The sequence below is a fragment of the Bacillus safensis FO-36b genome (genome assembly GCF_000691165.1).
Lineage (GTDB): Bacteria > Bacillota > Bacilli > Bacillales > Bacillaceae > Bacillus > Bacillus safensis.
This window is the reverse complement of the sequence record NZ_ASJD01000004.1, coordinates 168,392-186,211: the sequence shown is the minus strand read 5'-3', so window position 1 is coordinate 186,211 and position 17,820 is coordinate 168,392. Positions and strand designations below refer to the sequence as shown.

General features: G+C 41.2%; 22 protein-coding genes. 13 read left to right on the top strand and 9 right to left on the bottom strand.

Translation table 11 applies throughout. The features are described 5' to 3' along the window. Window positions 1–8 precede the first annotated feature (8 nt). Together BA81_RS19275 and BA81_RS11370 are read left to right on the top strand one after the other, a co-directional pair. Complete coding sequence (locus tag BA81_RS19275) at window positions 9–95, top strand: YjcZ family sporulation protein (protein ID WP_008361129.1); 87 nt, start codon at window positions 9–11, stop codon at window positions 93–95. Window positions 96–240: 145 nt separating this feature from the next. Further along, window positions 241–330 (top strand): YjcZ family sporulation protein, encoded by a 90-nt coding sequence (locus tag BA81_RS11370; RefSeq protein ID WP_017360317.1) that lies wholly within the window; start codon window positions 241–243, stop codon window positions 328–330. 51 nt (window positions 331–381) lie between these two features. On the opposite strand, the gene BA81_RS19915 is transcribed toward BA81_RS11370, so the two are convergent. Together BA81_RS19915 and BA81_RS11365 are read right to left on the bottom strand one after the other, a co-directional pair. Further along, complete coding sequence (locus BA81_RS19915) at window positions 382–567, bottom strand: hypothetical protein (protein ID WP_072368131.1); 186 nt, start codon at window positions 565–567, stop codon at window positions 382–384. 82 nt (window positions 568–649) lie between these two features. After that, the gene (locus BA81_RS11365) at window positions 650–1,171 is read right to left on the bottom strand and encodes a DUF3267 domain-containing protein (protein WP_034282208.1); all 522 of its coding nucleotides are present in this window, start codon (window positions 1,169–1,171) and stop codon (window positions 650–652) included. A gap of 232 nt (window positions 1,172–1,403) precedes the next feature. On the opposite strand from BA81_RS11365, the gene BA81_RS11360 reads away from it, so the two are divergent. Then, entirely contained in the window at window positions 1,404–1,748 is a 345-nt protein-coding gene (locus tag BA81_RS11360; RefSeq protein WP_024426566.1) for a YhaI family protein, read from the top strand. Here the strand turns inward: BA81_RS11360 and BA81_RS11355 are convergent. After that, window positions 1,726–2,346, bottom strand: coding sequence for an HTH-type transcriptional regulator Hpr (locus tag BA81_RS11355; protein ID WP_034282207.1), 621 nt, complete (start codon window positions 2,344–2,346; stop codon window positions 1,726–1,728). The genes BA81_RS11360 and BA81_RS11355 overlap by 23 nt on opposite strands. 187 nt (window positions 2,347–2,533) lie before the next feature. Then, on the bottom strand, window positions 2,534–2,890 hold the full coding sequence (locus BA81_RS11350) for a YtxH domain-containing protein (protein WP_024425453.1): 357 nt from the start codon (window positions 2,888–2,890) through the stop codon (window positions 2,534–2,536). 128 nt (window positions 2,891–3,018) lie between these two features. Between BA81_RS11350 and yhzF the strand changes: the two genes are divergently transcribed. Beyond that, window positions 3,019–3,210: a membrane protein YhzF gene (yhzF, locus tag BA81_RS11345; RefSeq protein ID WP_024425454.1), complete on the top strand. Its 192-nt coding sequence runs from the start codon at window positions 3,019–3,021 to the stop codon at window positions 3,208–3,210. Between the two features lie 252 nt (window positions 3,211–3,462). Here the strand turns inward: yhzF and BA81_RS11340 are convergent, their stop codons facing one another. The 3 genes from BA81_RS11340 to BA81_RS11330 all read right to left on the bottom strand — a co-directional run bounded on the left by BA81_RS11340 (window position 3,463) and on the right by BA81_RS11330 (window position 5,776). Continuing rightward, complete coding sequence (locus BA81_RS11340) at window positions 3,463–3,981, bottom strand: tryptophan transporter (protein ID WP_024425455.1); 519 nt, start codon at window positions 3,979–3,981, stop codon at window positions 3,463–3,465. Window positions 3,982–4,108: 127 nt separating this feature from the next. Next, window positions 4,109–5,188, bottom strand: coding sequence for a 3-phosphoserine/phosphohydroxythreonine transaminase (gene serC / locus BA81_RS11335; RefSeq protein ID WP_034282206.1), 1,080 nt, complete (start codon window positions 5,186–5,188; stop codon window positions 4,109–4,111). A gap of 159 nt (window positions 5,189–5,347) precedes the next feature. Further along, on the bottom strand, window positions 5,348–5,776 hold the full coding sequence (locus BA81_RS11330; protein WP_024425457.1) for an HIT family protein: 429 nt from the start codon (window positions 5,774–5,776) through the stop codon (window positions 5,348–5,350). Between the two features lie 485 nt (window positions 5,777–6,261). Here BA81_RS11330 and BA81_RS11325 point away from each other — a divergent pair, with 485 nt between their 5' ends. From BA81_RS11325 to BA81_RS11315, 3 genes are read left to right on the top strand one after another with little or no spacing between them, the layout of a single operon-like run. Beyond that, complete coding sequence (locus BA81_RS11325) at window positions 6,262–7,002, top strand: ABC transporter ATP-binding protein (RefSeq protein WP_034282203.1); 741 nt, start codon at window positions 6,262–6,264, stop codon at window positions 7,000–7,002. Further along, window positions 6,995–8,215, top strand: coding sequence for an ABC transporter permease (locus tag BA81_RS11320; RefSeq protein ID WP_034282200.1), 1,221 nt, complete (start codon window positions 6,995–6,997; stop codon window positions 8,213–8,215). The genes BA81_RS11325 and BA81_RS11320 overlap by 8 nt, the downstream gene beginning before the upstream one ends. A 45-nt stretch (window positions 8,216–8,260) precedes the next feature. Next, window positions 8,261–8,968, top strand: coding sequence for an EcsC family protein (locus BA81_RS11315; RefSeq protein WP_034282199.1), 708 nt, complete (start codon window positions 8,261–8,263; stop codon window positions 8,966–8,968). 27 nt (window positions 8,969–8,995) lie between these two features. On the opposite strand, the gene BA81_RS11310 is transcribed toward BA81_RS11315, so the two are convergent. Beyond that, a complete protein-coding gene (locus BA81_RS11310) occupies window positions 8,996–10,183 on the bottom strand; it encodes a M20 family metallopeptidase (RefSeq protein WP_034282198.1) in 1,188 nt (395 codons plus the stop codon). A gap of 283 nt (window positions 10,184–10,466) precedes the next feature. Between BA81_RS11310 and BA81_RS19910 the strand changes: the two genes are divergently transcribed. Further along, the gene (locus BA81_RS19910) at window positions 10,467–10,619 is read left to right on the top strand and encodes a hypothetical protein (RefSeq protein ID WP_224426392.1); all 153 of its coding nucleotides are present in this window, start codon (window positions 10,467–10,469) and stop codon (window positions 10,617–10,619) included. A gap of 64 nt (window positions 10,620–10,683) precedes the next feature. On the opposite strand, the gene BA81_RS11300 is transcribed toward BA81_RS19910, so the two are convergent. Further along, the gene (locus tag BA81_RS11300; protein WP_034282197.1) at window positions 10,684–11,169 is read right to left on the bottom strand and encodes an antibiotic biosynthesis monooxygenase family protein; all 486 of its coding nucleotides are present in this window, start codon (window positions 11,167–11,169) and stop codon (window positions 10,684–10,686) included. A gap of 127 nt (window positions 11,170–11,296) precedes the next feature. Here BA81_RS11300 and BA81_RS11295 point away from each other — a divergent pair, with 127 nt between their 5' ends. From BA81_RS11295 to BA81_RS11275, 5 genes are all read left to right on the top strand, one after another. Continuing rightward, window positions 11,297–13,432 (top strand): transglycosylase domain-containing protein, encoded by a 2,136-nt coding sequence (locus BA81_RS11295; RefSeq protein ID WP_034282196.1) that lies wholly within the window; start codon window positions 11,297–11,299, stop codon window positions 13,430–13,432. A 125-nt stretch (window positions 13,433–13,557) separates the two neighbouring features. Continuing rightward, window positions 13,558–14,616 carry a uroporphyrinogen decarboxylase gene (gene hemE / locus BA81_RS11290; RefSeq protein ID WP_024425464.1) on the top strand — a complete coding sequence of 353 codons (1,059 nt, stop codon included), beginning with the start codon at window positions 13,558–13,560 and terminating at the stop codon, window positions 14,614–14,616. 32 nt (window positions 14,617–14,648) lie between these two features. Further along, on the top strand, window positions 14,649–15,587 hold the full coding sequence (gene hemH, locus BA81_RS11285) for a ferrochelatase (RefSeq protein ID WP_024426557.1): 939 nt from the start codon (window positions 14,649–14,651) through the stop codon (window positions 15,585–15,587). Window positions 15,588–15,609: 22 nt separating this feature from the next. Continuing rightward, window positions 15,610–17,022, top strand: coding sequence for a protoporphyrinogen oxidase (gene hemY / locus BA81_RS11280; protein ID WP_034282194.1), 1,413 nt, complete (start codon window positions 15,610–15,612; stop codon window positions 17,020–17,022). 175 nt (window positions 17,023–17,197) lie between these two features. Then, window positions 17,198–17,776, top strand: a complete 579-nt coding sequence (locus tag BA81_RS11275) for a TetR/AcrR family transcriptional regulator (RefSeq protein ID WP_034282193.1) — start codon at window positions 17,198–17,200, stop codon at window positions 17,774–17,776. Window positions 17,777–17,820: the final 44 nt, after the last annotated feature.

Genomic DNA, 17,820 nt, shown 5'->3' with positions numbered 1-17,820 from the left:
TGAATTATATGGGAGCAGGATATTCTAATGGGTTTGCTTTATTGGTCGTGCTATTCATTTTGCTGATCATCGTTGGTGCAGCATATCTTTACTAATTAAATCGCTGTGACAGAAGGGAGCCGTCCTGCCGTGCGTGAGGGCGGTTCTTTTTTCAAACGATGACAGGTGCCTAAACGTTTTTTATTTTTCTGCATACACTGAGCTTAGAACAGAGGAAGAACTGGCAGGAGGTGTTTTCACATGGGAGGAGAAGTCTTTGCTGGCGGTTTTGCACTAGTCGTCGTATTATTTATTTTATTGATCATCATCGGTGCATCTTGGATTTGCTAATGAAAATATACACAAAAAGCTGCCCTCAAACTGGCAGCTTTTGCTTTGATCTTAAATGGAAATGGTAATTTCAACAAATGATGAGATAAGTAAGATCAGTATCGATACATTGATAAAGCGAAACACCTTATCTTGCCGTTCTTCAGGAATCTCTCTGACAAGGCATAATGTATTAGTAAGCCTGTTTATTGAATACACAATAAACGCGGCAAAGACGATGAAGTAAAATAAAACTATCGGAGATCCCCCCTCTCTATGCTATTCCCATACTACATTACCAAATTTTTTATGAAAAAGATAGAAGTTGGCTTTAAAAACCTCATGATGAGGAAGTTTGGTCAACTAAAATATCAAACTCGTCTTGAGCTTGATCGATGATGCAGGATTTAGGTGCTTTGAGCAGCTTCCATGCAAATAAAAAGTCAGGCAAACAATAGCCTGCATGTATACTTGCGATGATGATAAAATAGTGTGCGTACATAGGAAACGCCACGCCTAACAAAAAGTAAACCGGTGAGATGACACAAAACGGGCTGAGAAGTGAAAAAAGCATCACTTTCTTAGGCACGCGCTGCCAGCAATTTCGTTTCATCAATAGCGTCATTTTTTTCTTATTTTTCATCACTGGGATCAAGTGAACCACACGGTGGACAAGCAATGTCACAAGTAAGAGCACGGCAAAAAGCGGTGCGTTATGGCTGCTTAGCCGCGTTTCAGGATGAGTCAGTTGAAAACATAAAAATGCCATAATGAAAAAAAGGATAGCAAGACTTATGGCTGAAATCATCATTCTCGTATAACCATAATCCTTTTCAAGATTAATGGTCTTCCAACAATTCATTTTTCATCCTTCCAATCTAAAAATCGAATTGAATATCTCAAGATAATTTACTCTTCCTGAGGATAAAAATCAATGGTTTTGATGAAAAAAAATAAAATGGTGCCTTCATATGGAATAAAGAGAGGAAACTTTGGGTTTTTCAAGAAAAAAGAACAGAAGGGGGAGGTTCGTCTCTTTCGTCAATGAGTAATTTCGGCTAAAATAGAAGGACTAAGAGAAAGAGGGAACGTACATGAGTATTGAGGAACGAATGAGCCAGCTTGAATATTACATGGAACTTTTATTGACGGCAGCCGATATGAGCCGTTATCCATATTATGCGTTATTGATCAGGCAGCGTGTATCGAAAGAAGAGGCAGAGGAAATTGAGCGTATTTGTGCTGAGCTTTCAGAGGAAATGGATAAGCAAAAAGCACAAGGCTACGTCATGTTTGACGATCTCCTTGCGCTCTTTGCGGGACAGTTAATTGAAAAGCTGGATGTTCATGAGACGATATTTGCTTTGCATGATCAGGGGCTGTTTCAGCCGCTAATGAATGAATTTATAAAGATCATTAAACAATTTGATTTGTTTTAGCCGCTTTTTCTGCTGCCTCAGCTGAGTTTTCAAGTTCCTCAGTCTTTTTTGTGACTTTTCCTCGCTCATTCAAAAAGTCCTTCTCAATGTTTGAAAACGATTTCTCAAAAATCTCCATGAAATCCTCACCATAAATGTTTCGGATAATACACATCATTTCTAAAATCTCAGGGAACTTTCCGTAAATGTCATGAAGCGGCTGTGCGCCTTTGACAATACCAGTTCGTGCCGGGTCATAATCTTCGAGTAGTTTATGGAATGTCTCTTCGCCTTTTGGCGTTAGCTCAATATACGTATTGCGTTTATCGTTTAACTTTTTAGAAAATTTTAAAAATCCTCGTTCCTCCAGTTTCTTGGAGAAGTTAAACGCCGTTGATACATGCATGACGCCAAACTTTGCAATTTCTGATATTGAAGCTCCTTTTAATTGATACGCAATCCACAAAATATGATGTTCATTGATATTTAGGTTATACGGTTTGATCCACTGCTGCCAGTCCTTTTCAATGGATTTCCAAAGAGCTTTGCTCAATTGGGCCATTCTTTGACTGAATAAAAGTGCTTCTTTTACATCGAAAGGCTGTTCCGAATGATTCATCCATTTCACCTACTTCTCTTTTTCTTGTAATTCTATTATGCCAATAAAATAAAGATTAATAAAGCTGAAAATTCAAGAATTTTTAAAAGTCATGAAAAACATTGTCAAAATAACCTTTTTTCAACAAAAAAAGTGCGGGATACGCACCCCGCACACTTTTGTAAACGAATATTTTTTTGTGAGTATATTAGTTTTGTAAGGTTTTCTCCAGTTGTTTGAGCTTTTCTTCAATTTCCTGAATTTCCTTTTGTAAGTCCTGCTGATGAGGTTTGATTTCTTCGCGCCATTGCTGAATCGATGTTTGCAATTCAGACCCGACTTCTTTAATCACCTCTGCGCTTTCTTTTGCTGTTTCCACAATTTGTTCTTTTAAAGCTTGTCCGTCTCTTTTTAATTTTGTCAGCGTATCTTCGAATTTGTCATAGCCGTCTTTCACTTTTCCGCGCACATCTCTGCCAGAAGAGGGAGTCGTCAGGAGCACTGCCGCACCTCCGAGGAGACCGCCTACAAATAATCCTGTTAATAAAGAACGTCCACTAGCCATTCAAATCACCTCTAGTCAAATTTTACACATTCGCATGTTCTCTCTGAGCTGACGATCAGCTTCATTGAACTTCCATACATAGCTTGCTTTATTTTAGCATACTTTTGAAGAAAAGGGAGGGGAGAAGGTTGTCTGTCTTTCTGTTCGTTTTTATGTGTATCGTCATCGTTTTTACAGGTGGTTCTATTCATTATGCAAGACAGCTTGGGTATGCAGGGTCTTATCCGCCAAAACATGTATTAAAGCAAAAAGCACTTGTGTGTGCGGCTGGTGCAGGAATTTCGCTCCTCATTTTGCTGCTGACCCTTTTTCTTTTATAAAAGCATGAAAAAAACCTCTTCATCTATCATGAAGAGGTTCCAGCGTGTAGACAAACCCTCGCATTCTTTGTCAGTCCTGCGTGCTGGTGCTCACGAATATCAAATTCGCTCCGCGCCAGTACTCGTCCTTCCTAGACTTCAAAGGTTTTCTATCACGCTGAAAAGAAGACAAAGGGCTAAAATCAAGATCATTTTAGCCTTTATCAACAATCTGAAACCTCTTCATCTATCATGAAGAGGTTCGGTTATTCGTTAAGCAACTTCTATCATTCTTGCACGTCTCAAAATGGACTGAGCAATTGGGAAGACAAATACCATAGCAATGGTATTAATCACGGCTGCTGGCAGGACCACGCCCACAAGAAGTGCCGGTAATGCAGCTGGCAGTCCAGTGATCAGTAAAGCGGCAGATAGGAAAATCACACCGGATACGATGGTTCCAATCGCAGTTAACACAGCGGTCAGCACCACTTTGTTCTTTATCTTCAAGCAAGATAAGAAAAGGGCTAGGAAGATAAAGGCTGTCACTGGTTTATCAATCATATTCGGAATTTGTCCGCCTGGGAATCCCGTTGTTAATGCAGAAATCACGCCAGTCACTAGCGCAATCACGACAACATGCTGAACCTTTGGGAAAAGGATGATGCTTAAAAACATCATGACCAGCATCATATCAGGTTTCATTCCGAAAAAGATGGGCGGGAAAATCGTATGCAAAACAGCTCCCATTGCTGCAAGCAATGACATAATCACTAATTCTTTTGTTTTCATTTCTATGCTCTCCTCTGCTAAGCTCTTATAGGACTCTCCAATAATATGGCTCATCATTTATTGCAAGAGTCATGACTTTATATTTCTCGTTATTATAACAAATTTATTTCCCTATAGAAAAGCCTTTTTACTCATTTTCTTGCTGGAACTTTTTCATAAAGTCCGCAAGCTTTTGGCAGTCTTCTATTGAGACCGCATTGTAAATAGATGCTCTGCATCCGCCGACAGAACGGTGGCCGGCAAGTCCAACCATTTGCTCTTGCTTTGCTTTTTCCACAAAGGAAGAAGTAAGTGCATCATCACGAAGAGTAAAGGTGACGTTCATATGAGAACGGCTGTCAGCACGCGCATGTCCTTGATAAAAACCGCCGCTTTGATCAATGGTATCATAGAGAATGCCTGCTTTTTGTTCATTGCGTTTTTCCGCTGCTTCTACACCGCCAGCATGTTTGACATGCTCAAGGACAAGTGACAGCATATAAATCGCAAAAGTCGGTGGTGTATGATAAAGAGAATTGGCTTTTGCGTGTGTTGAATATTTTAATATTTTTGGCGTGCTGCTTTTCTCTTTCTCTAATAAACGTTTGCGCGCAATCACAATCGTGATACCTGAAGGCCCTAGGTTTTTTTGTGCCCCGGCATAGATGAGATCAAATGAAGAAACGTCTATTTTTTTGCTGAGAATATCACTGGACATATCCGCAATGAGCGGGAGTGACGTGTTCGGGAACGTTTTCCACTGAGTGCCGAAGATCGTATTGTTCGATGTGATATGTAAGTAAGCGCCATCTGTTAAACCGGATGCATCTACTTCTGGAATATACGAGTAGTTGTCATCTTCACTTGAAGCAAGCACAGATGTCTGCCCAAACCCTTTTGCTTCTGACAATGCTTTTTCTGACCAAGCGCCTGTTTGAATGAAATGAGCTGTTTCGCCTTCATGTAAGAAGTTCATTGGAATCATCGCAAATTGAAGACTAGCTCCGCCTTGTAAAAAGAGGACTTCATAATCTTCTGGAATGTCCATCAGTTCCACTAAAAGCGCTTTTGCTTTATTGTGGACTGCTTCATATTCACCGCTGCGATGAGAAAGCTCCATCACAGACATCCCAGTTTGTTTAAAATCAACAAGTTCTTCCTGTGCTTTTTGAAGCACTTCTAGCGGCAATGCCGCCGGACCAGCATTAAAATTCGTCGTTCGCTTCATCACAATCTCTCCCTATTTCTCGCGTTAATGGATCAAAAGATAAAACCATCCTATCACAAATTTGAAGCATTTGGACAAAAAAATTGAATCGTTCAAAATATCTTACTATTAAAAGGCGGAAGCGATGAAAAGGGGTGAAAATAAGAAAAACCTCATCTGTTAAGATGAGGTAAGCCGCGTGTGGATGGCAGAAGAAATGTCTTTTAAATCCTCTGACGTGTATTGATCTTGATGTGATTTCCATACGGCACCAAAGCCATCACCTTTTCCGTAGCGCGGAATGATGTGCATATGGTAATGGAATACCGATTGTCCGGCTTTTTCACCGTTGTTGTTCAGGAGGTTTAACCCGATTGGTTCAAATTCCTGTTTGATCGCCCTTGCAATTTTCGGAATCGCTTGGAAGTAGTGGTTAGACACTTCTGGTGTCATCTCATAGATGTTTTCTTTATGTATTTTCGGGATTACAAGGGTATGTCCTTTTGTTACTTGGCTGATATCAAGAAAAGCCAATACATGCTCGTCTTCATATACTTTTGCACATGGAATGTCTCCATCAATGATCTTGCAAAAAATGCAGTCGCTCACGCCATGTCACTCCTCATTATTTTTCCTTTATCGTATCACAAAAAGAAGCAAAAAAGAAAACAGGACAAGCGAACTCCTTTGGTCGCTCATCCTGCTCCTGCAGAAGAAATGCTGATGCTTTCATTCGAATGCCTTTTGAATTCTCTATTTACTGAAATAAAGAATTCATATGCCTGCTATTTCTGCCGTAAACACCTCATTTGACGTTTTGGTTTGTCGTATACATATTGTATAGGACACAAAAATCAAGAATCAGTGAAGCAAAACAGAAGCTAAGGTTTTAGATGAAAAACCAACTTGTCATGCGGTTCTTTGCCTTTAACAAACACCTCATTTACTTATTGGTCATCAAGTTCATTTCTTCTACATACATTATGATGACCAAAGCGCCTATTTTTTATTCATGACTCGTCTATAGGTAAACATTTCAAATTATCATTCGTTTTTGTTACTATAAAGGAAAAAAGAAAGAAAGGAACGAATTCATGTCCCTTCTCACTGTAAAAGATGTAACGGGCGGATATACGAAGAATCCCGTTCTAAAAAGTATTTCATTTGAATTAGAAAGAAATCAAATCGTCGGTCTCATTGGCTTAAACGGGGCGGGGAAAAGTACAACCATCCGCCATATTATCGGGCTCATGAAACCGCATAAAGGTGTCATTCAATTGAATGGACGAACCCTTCAAGACGACCAAGAGGCGTATCGTTCACAATTTACATTTATTCCTGAAACACCTGTTTTATATGAAGAATTAACGCTAAAAGAACATTTAGAGCTGACAGCGATGGCTTACGGTCTATCAAAGGAACAATTAGACGAACGCCTGCCATCATTGCTGAAAGAATTTCGAATGGAGAAACGGCTGAAATGGTTCCCTGCTCATTTTTCAAAAGGAATGAAGCAGAAGGTCATGATTATGTGTGCATTCCTTGTGGAACCAGAGCTGTATATCATCGATGAACCGTTTTTAGGGCTTGATCCTCTTGCGATCAATGCACTGCTTGAACGGATGAATGCTGCGAAGAAAAATGGCGCTAGTGTCCTGATGTCAACGCATATTTTGGCGACAGCTGAACGCTATTGTGATTCCTTTATTATTTTGCACGAAGGGGAAATCAGAGCGAAAGGAACGCTGGCAGAGCTGAGAGAACAGTTCAATATGAGAGATGCGACACTCGATGATCTTTATTTGGAATTAACAAAGGAAGAAAGCTATGAGTAAAACAACACAAACCATTTGGAAATCAAGACTAGAGGAACACGTACAAGAAACAAGAAAATACTTAAAATACATGTTCAACGATCATCTGGTCATTGTGCTCATTTTTTTCCTTGCAGGCGGAGCAAGCTGGTACAGCAGCTGGCTTAAACATATTCCGGCTCACTTCCCATCCTACTGGGTGATGGCAGTTGTTTTCTCATTGGTACTCACAAGCTCATACGTACGTACGTTGATTAAAGAAGCCGATCTCGTGTTTTTGCTTCCTTTGGAAGGGAAGATGGAGCCTTACCTAAAACAAGCGTTTAACTTTAGCTTCATTTCTCAGCTGTTTCCTCTCATTGCTGTATCCATTGTCGCACTTCCGCTTTATTCGGCAGTGTCTTCAGGAGGCATCACGGGATATGTGCTGATATTGGCACAAATGATCTTAATAAAGGGCCTGAATACAGCCATTCAATGGAGAATCACATATTTTCAAGGAAAACACGTGAGATGGCTCGATGCAGCTCTTCGTTTTCTATTAAATGTGATGTTGATCTACACCGTCTTACAGGCAGCCTATGCGATTGCAATCGTTTTTTATCTTATCTATGGTGTATATCTCGTTTACTTAACAAATACAGTGAAAAAACAGCCCTTTCAATGGGAAATGCATATTTCTGATGAATTAAAACGGAAGCAGCGCTTTTATCGTTTGGCAAACTTATTTACAGATGTGCCTCACTTAAAGAAACAGGTGAAAAGAAGAGCATACATGGATTGGCTTATGATGTTTGTTCCTTACGATCAGCGTAAAACTTTTTCTTATATGTATGTGAGGGCGTTTGTACGCTCAAATGATTATTTTGGTCTGGTGTTTAGATTAACGGCCGTGTTTGTCCTGATTATTTTGTATACAGGTGCAGCAGGCTGGGTGGGTGCGTTACTAGTCTTGTTCACAGTATTTATCACAGGTGTACAGCTTGTGCCGTTAACGAAGCACTTTGCTCATCTTTCATTACAGGCACTTTATCCAGTTTCTCAAAAAGAAAAGGATCGAAGCTTTTTTGTTCTCGTCCGTAATGTGCTGATCATCCAATCAATCTTGCTGAGCTGTGCGGTACTTCCAGCGGGAGGCTGGCAGGGAAGCGGACTTGCCTTTCTTATTTCTTTAGCATTTGTGCTTGTCCTCTTTAAGCCTTACGTACAAAGCAGGTTAAAAAAGATGAGATAAGTGGAGATTACAGCGAGCGTATGATGACATCAAGGAGGGAACCGGATGAATGCAGCTGAACGAGAGTTGTATGAAGAAGCCATTCTTTTTCAAACACGTTTTTTAAGAAAACCTTCAAAGATCGAACGGTTTTCAAAAGGAGTTCAGCAGCATGTGAACCGCCGAATTCCTGCCAGGTTTCATCAAGTCATCACAAGTGCAGTCAAAACAATGGTTGAATCCACCGTATCAGGATCACACTTTACTTCATTTTCAGTGATTGATGAACAATTATCTATTGTAGAACGAAATGAACTGGCAAAGGATAAAGTGAAGTATTACCAAAAGGCGGCTGCTATCGAAGGGGTTGGAACAGGTGCAGGCGGTTTATTCCTCGGAATGGCAGACTTTCCGCTGCTGTTAAGCATAAAGATGAAATGCCTTTATGAGCTGGCGTGTATTTATGGCTTTGATTTATCTCAAAAGGAGGAAAGACTCTTTTTGCTCTGTATATTTCAGCTCGCCTTTTCCAGCAGTGCCCATCGTCAAAAAATGATGAAGATCATAGATGATTGGGAAACGAGCCGCGAGGAAATGGATTGGTACAGCTTTCAGCAGGAGTATCGAGATTACATTGATCTTGTAAAGCTGTTTCAATTAATGCCGGTCGTCGGAGCCGCTGTTGGCGGGGTGGCGAATCATCAGCTGACAGGACAGCTCGGAGAGGTCGCACGCCATGTGTTTCACTTGCGAATATTGAAAGAAATGATATAGAAAAGCCGCTGATGACAGCGGCTTTTTTTATTCATTGTAGGAAAGAACGGCGTTCGCGAGTACCATTGCTGCAATAGGCATTGCTTTTTCGTTGATATCAAACTTTGGATGATGATGTGGATACACGTCCTGGCTGTTTTCGGGCATGGCGCCTGTGTAGAAGAAGGTACCAGGGACATGCTGAAGGTAGTAAGCAAAGTCTTCTCCGCCCATTTGGGTTTCCGCTTCTTTTACTTCTGTGACACCTTCTGTCTGGTTTGCGATGCCAGCAATATATTCCGTCGGCTTTGGATGGTTTTTGACAGCAGGGTATCCTCTGACGTACTCATATGTGTAGGCAGCATCATGCATCTGGCATACCCCTTTTACCACCTGTTCAATTTCTCGTTCGATAATATGCCGTGCACTTTCTTCAAAGGATCGTGCAGTACCAGTTAAAACAGCTGAATCTGCAATAACGTTAAAGGCATTCTCTGCTACAAAACCGCCAACAGAAACAACAGCAGAATCAATCGGATTGACTTTACGTGCAACGACTTGCTGCAGGTTTGCGACGATTTGTGAACCGATGAGTACGGCATCTTTTGTTAAATGAGGCTGAGCGCCGTGTCCGCCTTTCCCTTGGACTTGAATGGAGAAACGATCGGCCGCTGCCATAAAGTTCCCGCTTTTATAAAGAATCGTGCCACAAGGCTCTGAAGACCAAAGGTGCGTACCGAATATCACATCGACACCGTCTAAACAGCCGTCTTCAATCATTGGTTTTGCACCGCCGGGAGCATATTCTTCTGCATGCTGATGAATGAGGACGATCTTTCCTTTTAATTGATCACGATGCGTATGCAAGACTTTTGCTAATACAAGAAGTGTCGCAGTATGCCCATCGTGACCGCACGCATGCATCACACCAGGCTTTGTTGATTTGTAAGGTACATCTTTTTCATCGTGGATGGGAAGTGCATCAAAATCAGCTCTGAGGGCAATGGTTGGTCCCGGAGAAGCTCCTTCAATAAAAGCGAGTACGCCATGACCGCCCACCTTGGTGCGCGTAGGTATTTGTAATGTATCATAGTAGCTGGCGATGAAAGCGGCTGTTTCTTCTTCCTGAAAAGAAAGTTCAGGATTCATATGGAGATGGCGTCTAATTTCAACCATTTCCTCATAATGTTCATCAAGACGTTCATTGATGCTTTTTTGTAAAGTGGATATTGTCATTGAATCGAAAACCTCCTTCATGCTCTTTTACTGATTGTATGGTAATTGTTAGAATCTTTCAACAGAAGAGGATTTCGTGGTCAGTAGCAAAAGGTCATTTTACATAAAAGTCGAAGTTGATATGAAGCAGGGAAAGGGAGGAGTAGCGTTGGGAAGCTGTCCAAATTGTTCAAAAACATTTTCTTTCGTCGAAAAATTTCATTTATCACATACGAAAATGATGATGTGTCCAAGCTGCCGGCATCAAATTAAAGAAACATTTCTCTCAAAAATGAGTTTTTTCATGATCTGCTTGATTCCACTATTGGTGCTGCTGATTCAATTGAAAGGTGCTTCACCTATGTTGAAGTGGCCGGTCTTATTAGGTTGGATATTGCTGAATTTCTATGTGCTTCAGCCGATCATTCATCGGTACGAGCTGAAATCAAGCTCATAAAATGAAGAGCCCATCGACTGGGCTTTTTTTGATGAAAAAAAGAAGTGCTGAGAGCAGCACTTCCTTAATTGTCTGTGACGGCATGATAGGATGTGAGGTAAGCTGGACGAGAGAAAATGGAGCCTGTATCCTCGTGTGGCTGAAAGAATGCTTCTGATTCTTGAAAGTCTTGAAATAAGTCCTCTGATTCCCAAAGTGTCAAAATCAAATAAACTTCTTCATCTTTTTGCGGTCTTAAAACGCGAATAGCCTGGAAGCCGCGCTGATGTTCTGAGATGTTCGTCTTTTTCTGAAAGGTGGATTCAAACAGTGCTCTGCTTTCAAGCTTAACAGGGATATGATTCAAGGTGACGAAACCAGATTGGACAAGCGCGCCTTTCGCATAAATCACATCATAGGCATGAGGGGCTTTAAATACAGTCTCACCCTCCGTTTCATGAAAAAGAGCTGCTTGTTCTTTTCCGACCATATAAAGCAGATTTTCCAGATGGTGTTTCTTTGCGATTTTATGCAAAAAATCTGCTGTTCCATATGTAATATAGAAATTCATCTAAACCGCCTCCTGCTTGATAGTATAACAAAAGAATGATATATAATTCTTTGGCAGTCAATCCATAAAACATATTATGAAGCAATACATCCCATACTATCCGTATAAAGGAATGAGGTGACCTAATTTGAAGAAAAAGAAGATAATCATTCCATTAGTCATTGCAGGAAGTACAATCGTACTCTCATTTATTGGCTATCTGACGATTTTATTTTTAGGACATTATGTCATAGATGAAAAGAAGCTTGTTTTTCACGCTTCCTCCAAAATCATTGATCAGAATGGAAAAGAACTCACAAGCATGTATTCAGAAAATCGGGATCCTGTGTCATTAAAAGAGGTGCCTGATAAAGTAGCAAAAGCTTTTGTGGCTGTTGAGGACAAGCGTTTTTATGAGCATCACGGCATTGATGCACAGTCTATTTCAAGGGCGGTTTATCGAGATATATTAGCAGGAGGGAAGGTAGAGGGCGGCAGTACAATCACCCAGCAGCTCGCAAAAAATATTTTTCTCACAAATGACAAAACCTTTCTTCGAAAAACAAAAGAAGTCATTATTGCCATTAACTTAGAAAGAGATTATTCAAAGGATAAGCTGCTTGAGATGTATTTGAATCAGCTATACTTTGGCCATGGTGTTTATGGTATTCAGGCAGCAGCCAATTATTACTTTAGTAAGGATGTCAAAGATTTAACGGTCAGCGAAGGTGCCACACTCGCTGCGATGCCAAAGGCACCATCTTCTTATTCGCCTGTTTTACACCCTGATAAAAATAAACAAAGGCGGGACACCATCCTGAATTTAATGAACGAACAAGGATATTTGTCTTCAACAGAAACAGTAGAAGCAAAAGGGAGAACACTAGGCATTCATTTGAAAAAGAAATCAGAAACGCCTTGGGTGGACAGCTATGTTGATCTCATCATTAAAGAAGCAGAGTCAGAGTATGCCATTTCACATGAACAATTGCTTCAAGGCGGCTATACCATTACAGTTCCGATTGATATGAATCTGCAAAAAACCGCATATGATGCGATGAAGAACAACCGTTATTTCCCGGGAAAAAGCGGTTCTCCGGAAGGCAGCGCCGTATTCATTGATAACGAGTCTGGTGGAGTGAAAGCAGCCATCGGTGGACGAGAATATCAGGCGAGAGGCTACAACAGGGTGACAGCTGTTAGGCAGCCTGGATCTGTTTTTAAGCCGATCGCGGTCTACGGTCCGGCAATGCAGGAGAAAAAATTCAGACCTTATTCATTGCTTGAAGACAAAGAAAAAAGCTATGACGGCTATTCACCAAAGAATTACGATGGGCAGTATGAAGGAAGGGTCACAATGGTGGATGCCCTCATGAAAAGTAAAAATACCGCTGCTGTGTGGACGTTAAGCCAGCTGGGCATTGACACGTCGAAATCATATCTTGAGAAAATGGGGATAGATATCTCGGATAAAGGACTAGCCATGGCGCTTGGCGGTTTAGAAAAAGGAGTTTCTCCATTACAGATCGCTGGAGCCTTCCATACATTTGCAAATGAAGGCGTATATAAAAAGCCTTTCTTCATTCAGAAAATCACCAATGATGAAGGAGAAACTGTAGAAAAGAATCGTGGTAAGCAAGAACGAGTGTTTAGCGTGCAGAATGCTTGGAATATGACAAGAATGCTTCAGCAAGTCGTCAAAGGCGGGACAGCCCAGAGCGGTTCATACGCTGGAGATTTAGCAGGTAAGACAGGTACGACCACATATTCAGGTGTGAAAGGTGCAACAAAGGATGCTTGGTTTGCCGGCTATACGCCTAGTACAACGGGTGCGATTTGGATGGGGTATGACAAAACCGATAACAGTCACTATTTAACCGGCGGCAGTCAATTCCCGGTGCAGCTGTTTAAAGATATTTTAACAGCAGCTCAAATCACCAATGAAACGTTTGAAAAACCAGAGGGGATAAAAGAGCTCGAGTCGCCTATCCATTTAGAGGGACTATCAGGATTTGAAGCCCGCTATGCGTTTAAAATCAAAGGATTGTTTACATTAGAGCTGTCTTGGAACAATCAAGAGGATAAACGCGTTGAATACCGCATTTATGAAAAGAGAAATGGAAGCGAGACGCTGATCGACACAGTGACAGGCGTGGGCAGCTATACAATGCCGTATGCCAATGTATTTTCAAATGCAGAGTATAAGGTTGTTCCATATAATACTCAAACGCAAGAAGAAGGCGAAGGCAGTCCATATGTCAAGCCAGAGGCTTTTGGACGTTAATATTCGGCGATTTTTTGAACATTGAGCCGCTTTAGTATACCGTGCCTTGAAAAAACGGTATAGTAAAAGCAGGTTTGAGCCTTGTACAAAAAGAGAGTATAAGGCGAAAGGTGGAATGAAAGGTAATGGGAAAAACGAAGGTTTTTAATGACACGTTCTTAAAGGCGTGTAAAGGGGAAAAAACAGACCATGTACCAGTTTGGTATATGAGACAGGCAGGACGCTCACAGCCTGAATATCGTGCCCTTAAAGAAAAATACGGGCTATTTGAAATTACGCATCAGCCAGAGCTATGTGCTTATGTAACGAGACTTCCTGTAGAACAATATGGTGTAGATGCCGCTATTTTATATAAAGATATTATGACCCCGCTTCCGGCTATTGGAGTGGACGTAGAAATTAAAAATGGAATTGGACCTGTGATTGATGCACCGATTCGATCTAAAGCAGATATCGAACGTCTTGGGGAACTTCATCCTGAAGAAGACCTGCCATATGTGCTTGATACCATTCAGCTTTTAACGAAGGAGCAGCTGAATGTTCCGCTTATCGGTTTTGCTGGCGCACCATTTACGATGGCAAGCTATATGATTGAAGGCGGCCCATCTAAAAATTATCATAAAACAAAGGCACTGATGTACAGTGATCCTGAGGCGTGGATGCTGCTCATGAACAAGTTAGCTGATATGACGATTACGTACATACGCGCGCAGGTAAAAGCCGGGGTCAGTGCATTTCAAATTTTCGACTCATGGGTTGGTGCTTTAAATGCAGCAGATTACCGGACATTCATTAAGCCTGTCATGCAGCGAATTTTCACAGAGCTGAAGTCTGAAAACGTCCCAATGATCATGTATGGAGTTGGTGCAAGCCATTTAGCGAAAGACTGGCATGACCTGCCGCTTGATGTGGTTGGACTGGATTGGCGTATGAGTGTAGACGAAGCAAGAAAAGAAGGGCTCACAAAAACGTTACAGGGGAACCTTGATCCAACCATTTTACTTGCTCCTTGGGAAGTCATTGAAGAGAGAGCAAAAGATATTTTAGATCAAGGAATGAAATCAGATCACTTTATCTTTAACTTAGGTCATGGGGTATTTCCAGATGTTTCACCAGATACGTTAAAGAAGCTGACAGATTTTATTCACGATTATTCAGCGAAACATAAAAAATCATCCATCTAAACTATTTCAAATGATCTGAAGGAGTGTTGGTTGTGGAGAAAAAGAAAATGGGACTTCTTGTCATGGCATATGGCACCCCATATAAAGAAGAAGATATTGAGCGTTATTATACACATATCCGCAGAGGCAGAAAGCCGGAGCCAGAGATGCTGCAAGATTTGAAGGATCGCTACAAGGCAATCGGCGGTATTTCTCCTTTATCAAAAATTACCGAACAGCAGGCAAATGGTTTGTGTGATCATTTGAACGACATCCAAGACGACATTGAATTTCATGTCTACATTGGCTTAAAGCATATTGAGCCGTTCATTGAGGATGCAGTTGCAGAGATGCACAAGGACGGCATCACAGAAGCAGTGAGTATTGTTCTTGCGCCGCATTTTTCAACCTTTAGCGTGAAATCGTATAACAAGCGTGCACAAGATGAGGCAGACAAGCTTGGCAATCTGAAGATTACGTCTGTGGAAAGCTGGTACGATGAGCCGAAGTTTGTGGACTATTGGGTGAAACAAGTGAAGGATACGTATGCATCGATGAGTGAAGAGGAAAGAGAATCAGCCGTACTCATTGTGTCTGCACACAGCCTTCCTGAAAAGATTATTGCAGCAGGAGATCCATATCCTGATCAGCTCGCACAATCTGCCAAAATGATTGCAGAAGGTGCAGGAATTGAACATTATGAAATTGGCTGGCAAAGTGAAGGCAACACGCCTGATCCATGGCTTGGACCAGACGTTCAAGACTTAACACGTGACCTATTCGAACAAAAAGGCTATAAAACGTTCGTATATGTGCCTGTTGGATTTGTCGCTGACCATCTTGAAGTGTTATACGACAACGATTATGAATGTAAAGTCGTGACAGATGAAATCGGTGCAGCCTACTATCGTCCAGAAATGCCAAATGCGAAACCAGCATTTATTGATGCTCTCGCAACTGTCGTATTAAAGAAGCTTGACGAAAGCAAGTAATTATATAAAAGAAGGCGATCCTATGCATGACAATCAAAAACACCTTGTCATCATTGGCGGTGGCATCACTGGTTTAGCCGCCGCCTTCTATTTGGAAAAGGAAGTCGAAGAAAAAGGTCTTCCCATTCAAATATCTCTTATTGAAGCGAGCCCTAGGCTAGGTGGAAAAATACAAACATTATATAAAGACGGCTACATCATTGAACGTGGACCTGATTCATTTTTAGAAAGAAAGGTCAGTGGACCGCAGCTGGCGAAGGATGTGGGTCTCGCAGATCAGCTCGTCAATAATGAAACAGGGCAGGCATATGTACTAGTCAATGAAACTCTTCACCCGATGCCAAAAGGCGCTGTCATGGGTATTCCAACTCAAATCAGCCCATTCATCACAACCGGTCTTTTTTCAGTTGCAGGAAAAGCGAGAGCCACAATGGATTTCGTCTTGCCAAAAAGCAAGCAAACAGAAGATCAGTCGCTCGGTGAATTTTTTAGAAGACGTGTCGGTGATGAAGTAGTTGAGAATTTAATCGAACCTCTTCTATCAGGCATTTATGCAGGTGACATTGACCGTCTCAGCTTAATGTCTACCTTCCCGCAGTTTTATCAAACAGAACAAAAGCATCGCAGTTTGATTCTTGGGATGAAAAAATCACAGCAGCATGCGAAAGCGCAGCAAGTGACAGCGAAAAGACAAGGGCAGTTCCAAACGATCAATCAAGGACTGCAAGCGCTTGTTGAAGCAGTAGAAAGCAAGCTCAAGCTGACAACGATTTATAAAGGGACAAAAGTGCAGCAGATTGAAAAAACAGATGGGGGCTACGGTGTGCAGTTAGACAGCGGTCAAACGCTTTTTGCTGATTCAGCCATTGTGACAACTCCGCATCAATCGATCTATTCCATGTTTCCAAAAGAAGCAGGGCTTGAGTACTTGCATGATATGACATCAACTTCTGTTGCAACGGTGGCACTCGGTTTTAAAGAAGAGGATGTTCATAATGAATATGACGGTACTGGTTTTGTCATCTCAAGAAACAGTGATTTCTCTATTACAGCCTGTACGTGGACGAACAAAAAATGGCCGCATACAGCTCCTAAAGGAAAAACGCTATTGCGTGCCTATGTAGGGAAAGCTGGCGACGAATCAATTGTCGAGCAGTCAGACCATCAAATCGTCAGCATCGTGCTGGAGGATTTGAAAAAAATCATGGATATTAAAGCAGATCCAGAACTGACGACAGTGACTCGCTGGAAGACGAGCATGCCGCAATATCACGTCGGTCATCAAAAAGCTATTTCGAACATGCGAGAAACGTTTAAGCAATCATATCCTGGTGTTTATATCACAGGTGCTGCTTTTGAAGGTGTCGGAATCCCTGATTGTATTGATCAAGGAAAAGCTGCTATTTCAGAAGCTTTATCTTACCTATTTTCATAAAAAAACAACTCCCTTTTCTGTCATGGAAAGGGAGTTTTTCATGTTCGAATCAATCGAAAAGAGTTGGGAATCATAAATGTGAACAAAGTTGTTGCATCCGGGGAAAAGGGTGTGGTATATTACTTTTTGTACTTAATGACCAAAACGTTCAAATAGTCATTTTGGGAGTGAGATCATGAGTGTTGATAGGAGACAAATGATTTTAGACGGGGCTACGAAGGCATTTACTCAATTCGGGTATAAAGCCACCACAATGGACCTTGTGGCGAAGCTTGCCAACGTCGGAAAAGGAACCATTTATACCTTTTTCAAAAACAAAGAAGAGCTGTTCGATGAAATTTTCACATCCCTTTTAATGGAGATGAGGAAAATTGCGGATGAAGCAATGGATGAGGAAAAAAGTTTCTCTGAAAACCTTCACTTAGCACTCTTTGCAATATTGGAATTTCGAAAAAACCACCAGCTCACAATCAAAATCTTTCAGGAAAGTGCGGAGCTTGGCACGTCAGCGGTCAAGGAAATGATTGAGAAGATGGAGCAAATGATCATTCGCTATATCAAAACGAAAGTAAAAGAAGCGATTGATAAAGGCGACATTAAGCCATGTGATCCTGAATTGACTGCATTTGTGATGGTGAAACTATATATTGCACTTATTTTTGATTGGGAAAAGCGATACGAGCCTTTAACAAAAGAAGAGGTGGCCGAGTCGCTAGAACTTTATGTACTCAAAGGACTTTTAGCAGCAACATAATTTTTTTTAAGTTCAAATGACCAAATTCTAAATTTAGTCATCAT

Excerpts from the sequence above, each read along its gene's own strand:
- BA81_RS11370 (WP_017360317.1), top strand. The coding sequence starts at position 241 with ATGGGAGGAGAAGTCTTTGCTGGCGGTTTTGCACTAGTCGTCGTATTA.
- BA81_RS19275 (WP_008361129.1), top strand. The coding sequence starts at position 9 with ATGGGAGCAGGATATTCTAATGGGTTTGCTTTATTGGTCGTGCTATTC.
- BA81_RS11365 (WP_034282208.1), bottom strand. The coding sequence starts at position 1,171 with ATGAATTGTTGGAAGACCATTAATCTTGAAAAGGATTATGGTTATACG.
- BA81_RS11300 (WP_034282197.1), bottom strand. The coding sequence starts at position 11,169 with ATGAATTTCTATATTACATATGGAACAGCAGATTTTTTGCATAAAATC.
- BA81_RS11275 (WP_034282193.1), top strand. The coding sequence starts at position 17,198 with ATGAGTGTTGATAGGAGACAAATGATTTTAGACGGGGCTACGAAGGCA.
- BA81_RS11320 (WP_034282200.1), top strand. The coding sequence starts at position 6,995 with ATGAGTAAAACAACACAAACCATTTGGAAATCAAGACTAGAGGAACAC.
- BA81_RS11340 (WP_024425455.1), bottom strand. The coding sequence starts at position 3,981 with ATGAAAACAAAAGAATTAGTGATTATGTCATTGCTTGCAGCAATGGGA.
- hemE (WP_024425464.1), top strand. The coding sequence starts at position 13,558 with ATGGGAAAAACGAAGGTTTTTAATGACACGTTCTTAAAGGCGTGTAAA.
- BA81_RS11355 (WP_034282207.1), bottom strand. The coding sequence starts at position 2,346 with ATGAATCATTCGGAACAGCCTTTCGATGTAAAAGAAGCACTTTTATTC.
- BA81_RS11310 (WP_034282198.1), bottom strand. The coding sequence starts at position 10,183 with ATGACAATATCCACTTTACAAAAAAGCATCAATGAACGTCTTGATGAA.
- BA81_RS11360 (WP_024426566.1), top strand. The coding sequence starts at position 1,404 with ATGAGTATTGAGGAACGAATGAGCCAGCTTGAATATTACATGGAACTT.
- serC (WP_034282206.1), bottom strand. The coding sequence starts at position 5,188 with ATGAAGCGAACGACGAATTTTAATGCTGGTCCGGCGGCATTGCCGCTA.
- BA81_RS19910 (WP_224426392.1), top strand. The coding sequence starts at position 10,467 with ATGATCTGCTTGATTCCACTATTGGTGCTGCTGATTCAATTGAAAGGT.
- BA81_RS11325 (WP_034282203.1), top strand. The coding sequence starts at position 6,262 with ATGTCCCTTCTCACTGTAAAAGATGTAACGGGCGGATATACGAAGAAT.
- hemY (WP_034282194.1), top strand. The coding sequence starts at position 15,610 with ATGCATGACAATCAAAAACACCTTGTCATCATTGGCGGTGGCATCACT.
- BA81_RS11315 (WP_034282199.1), top strand. The coding sequence starts at position 8,261 with ATGAATGCAGCTGAACGAGAGTTGTATGAAGAAGCCATTCTTTTTCAA.
- BA81_RS11350 (WP_024425453.1), bottom strand. The coding sequence starts at position 2,890 with ATGGCTAGTGGACGTTCTTTATTAACAGGATTATTTGTAGGCGGTCTC.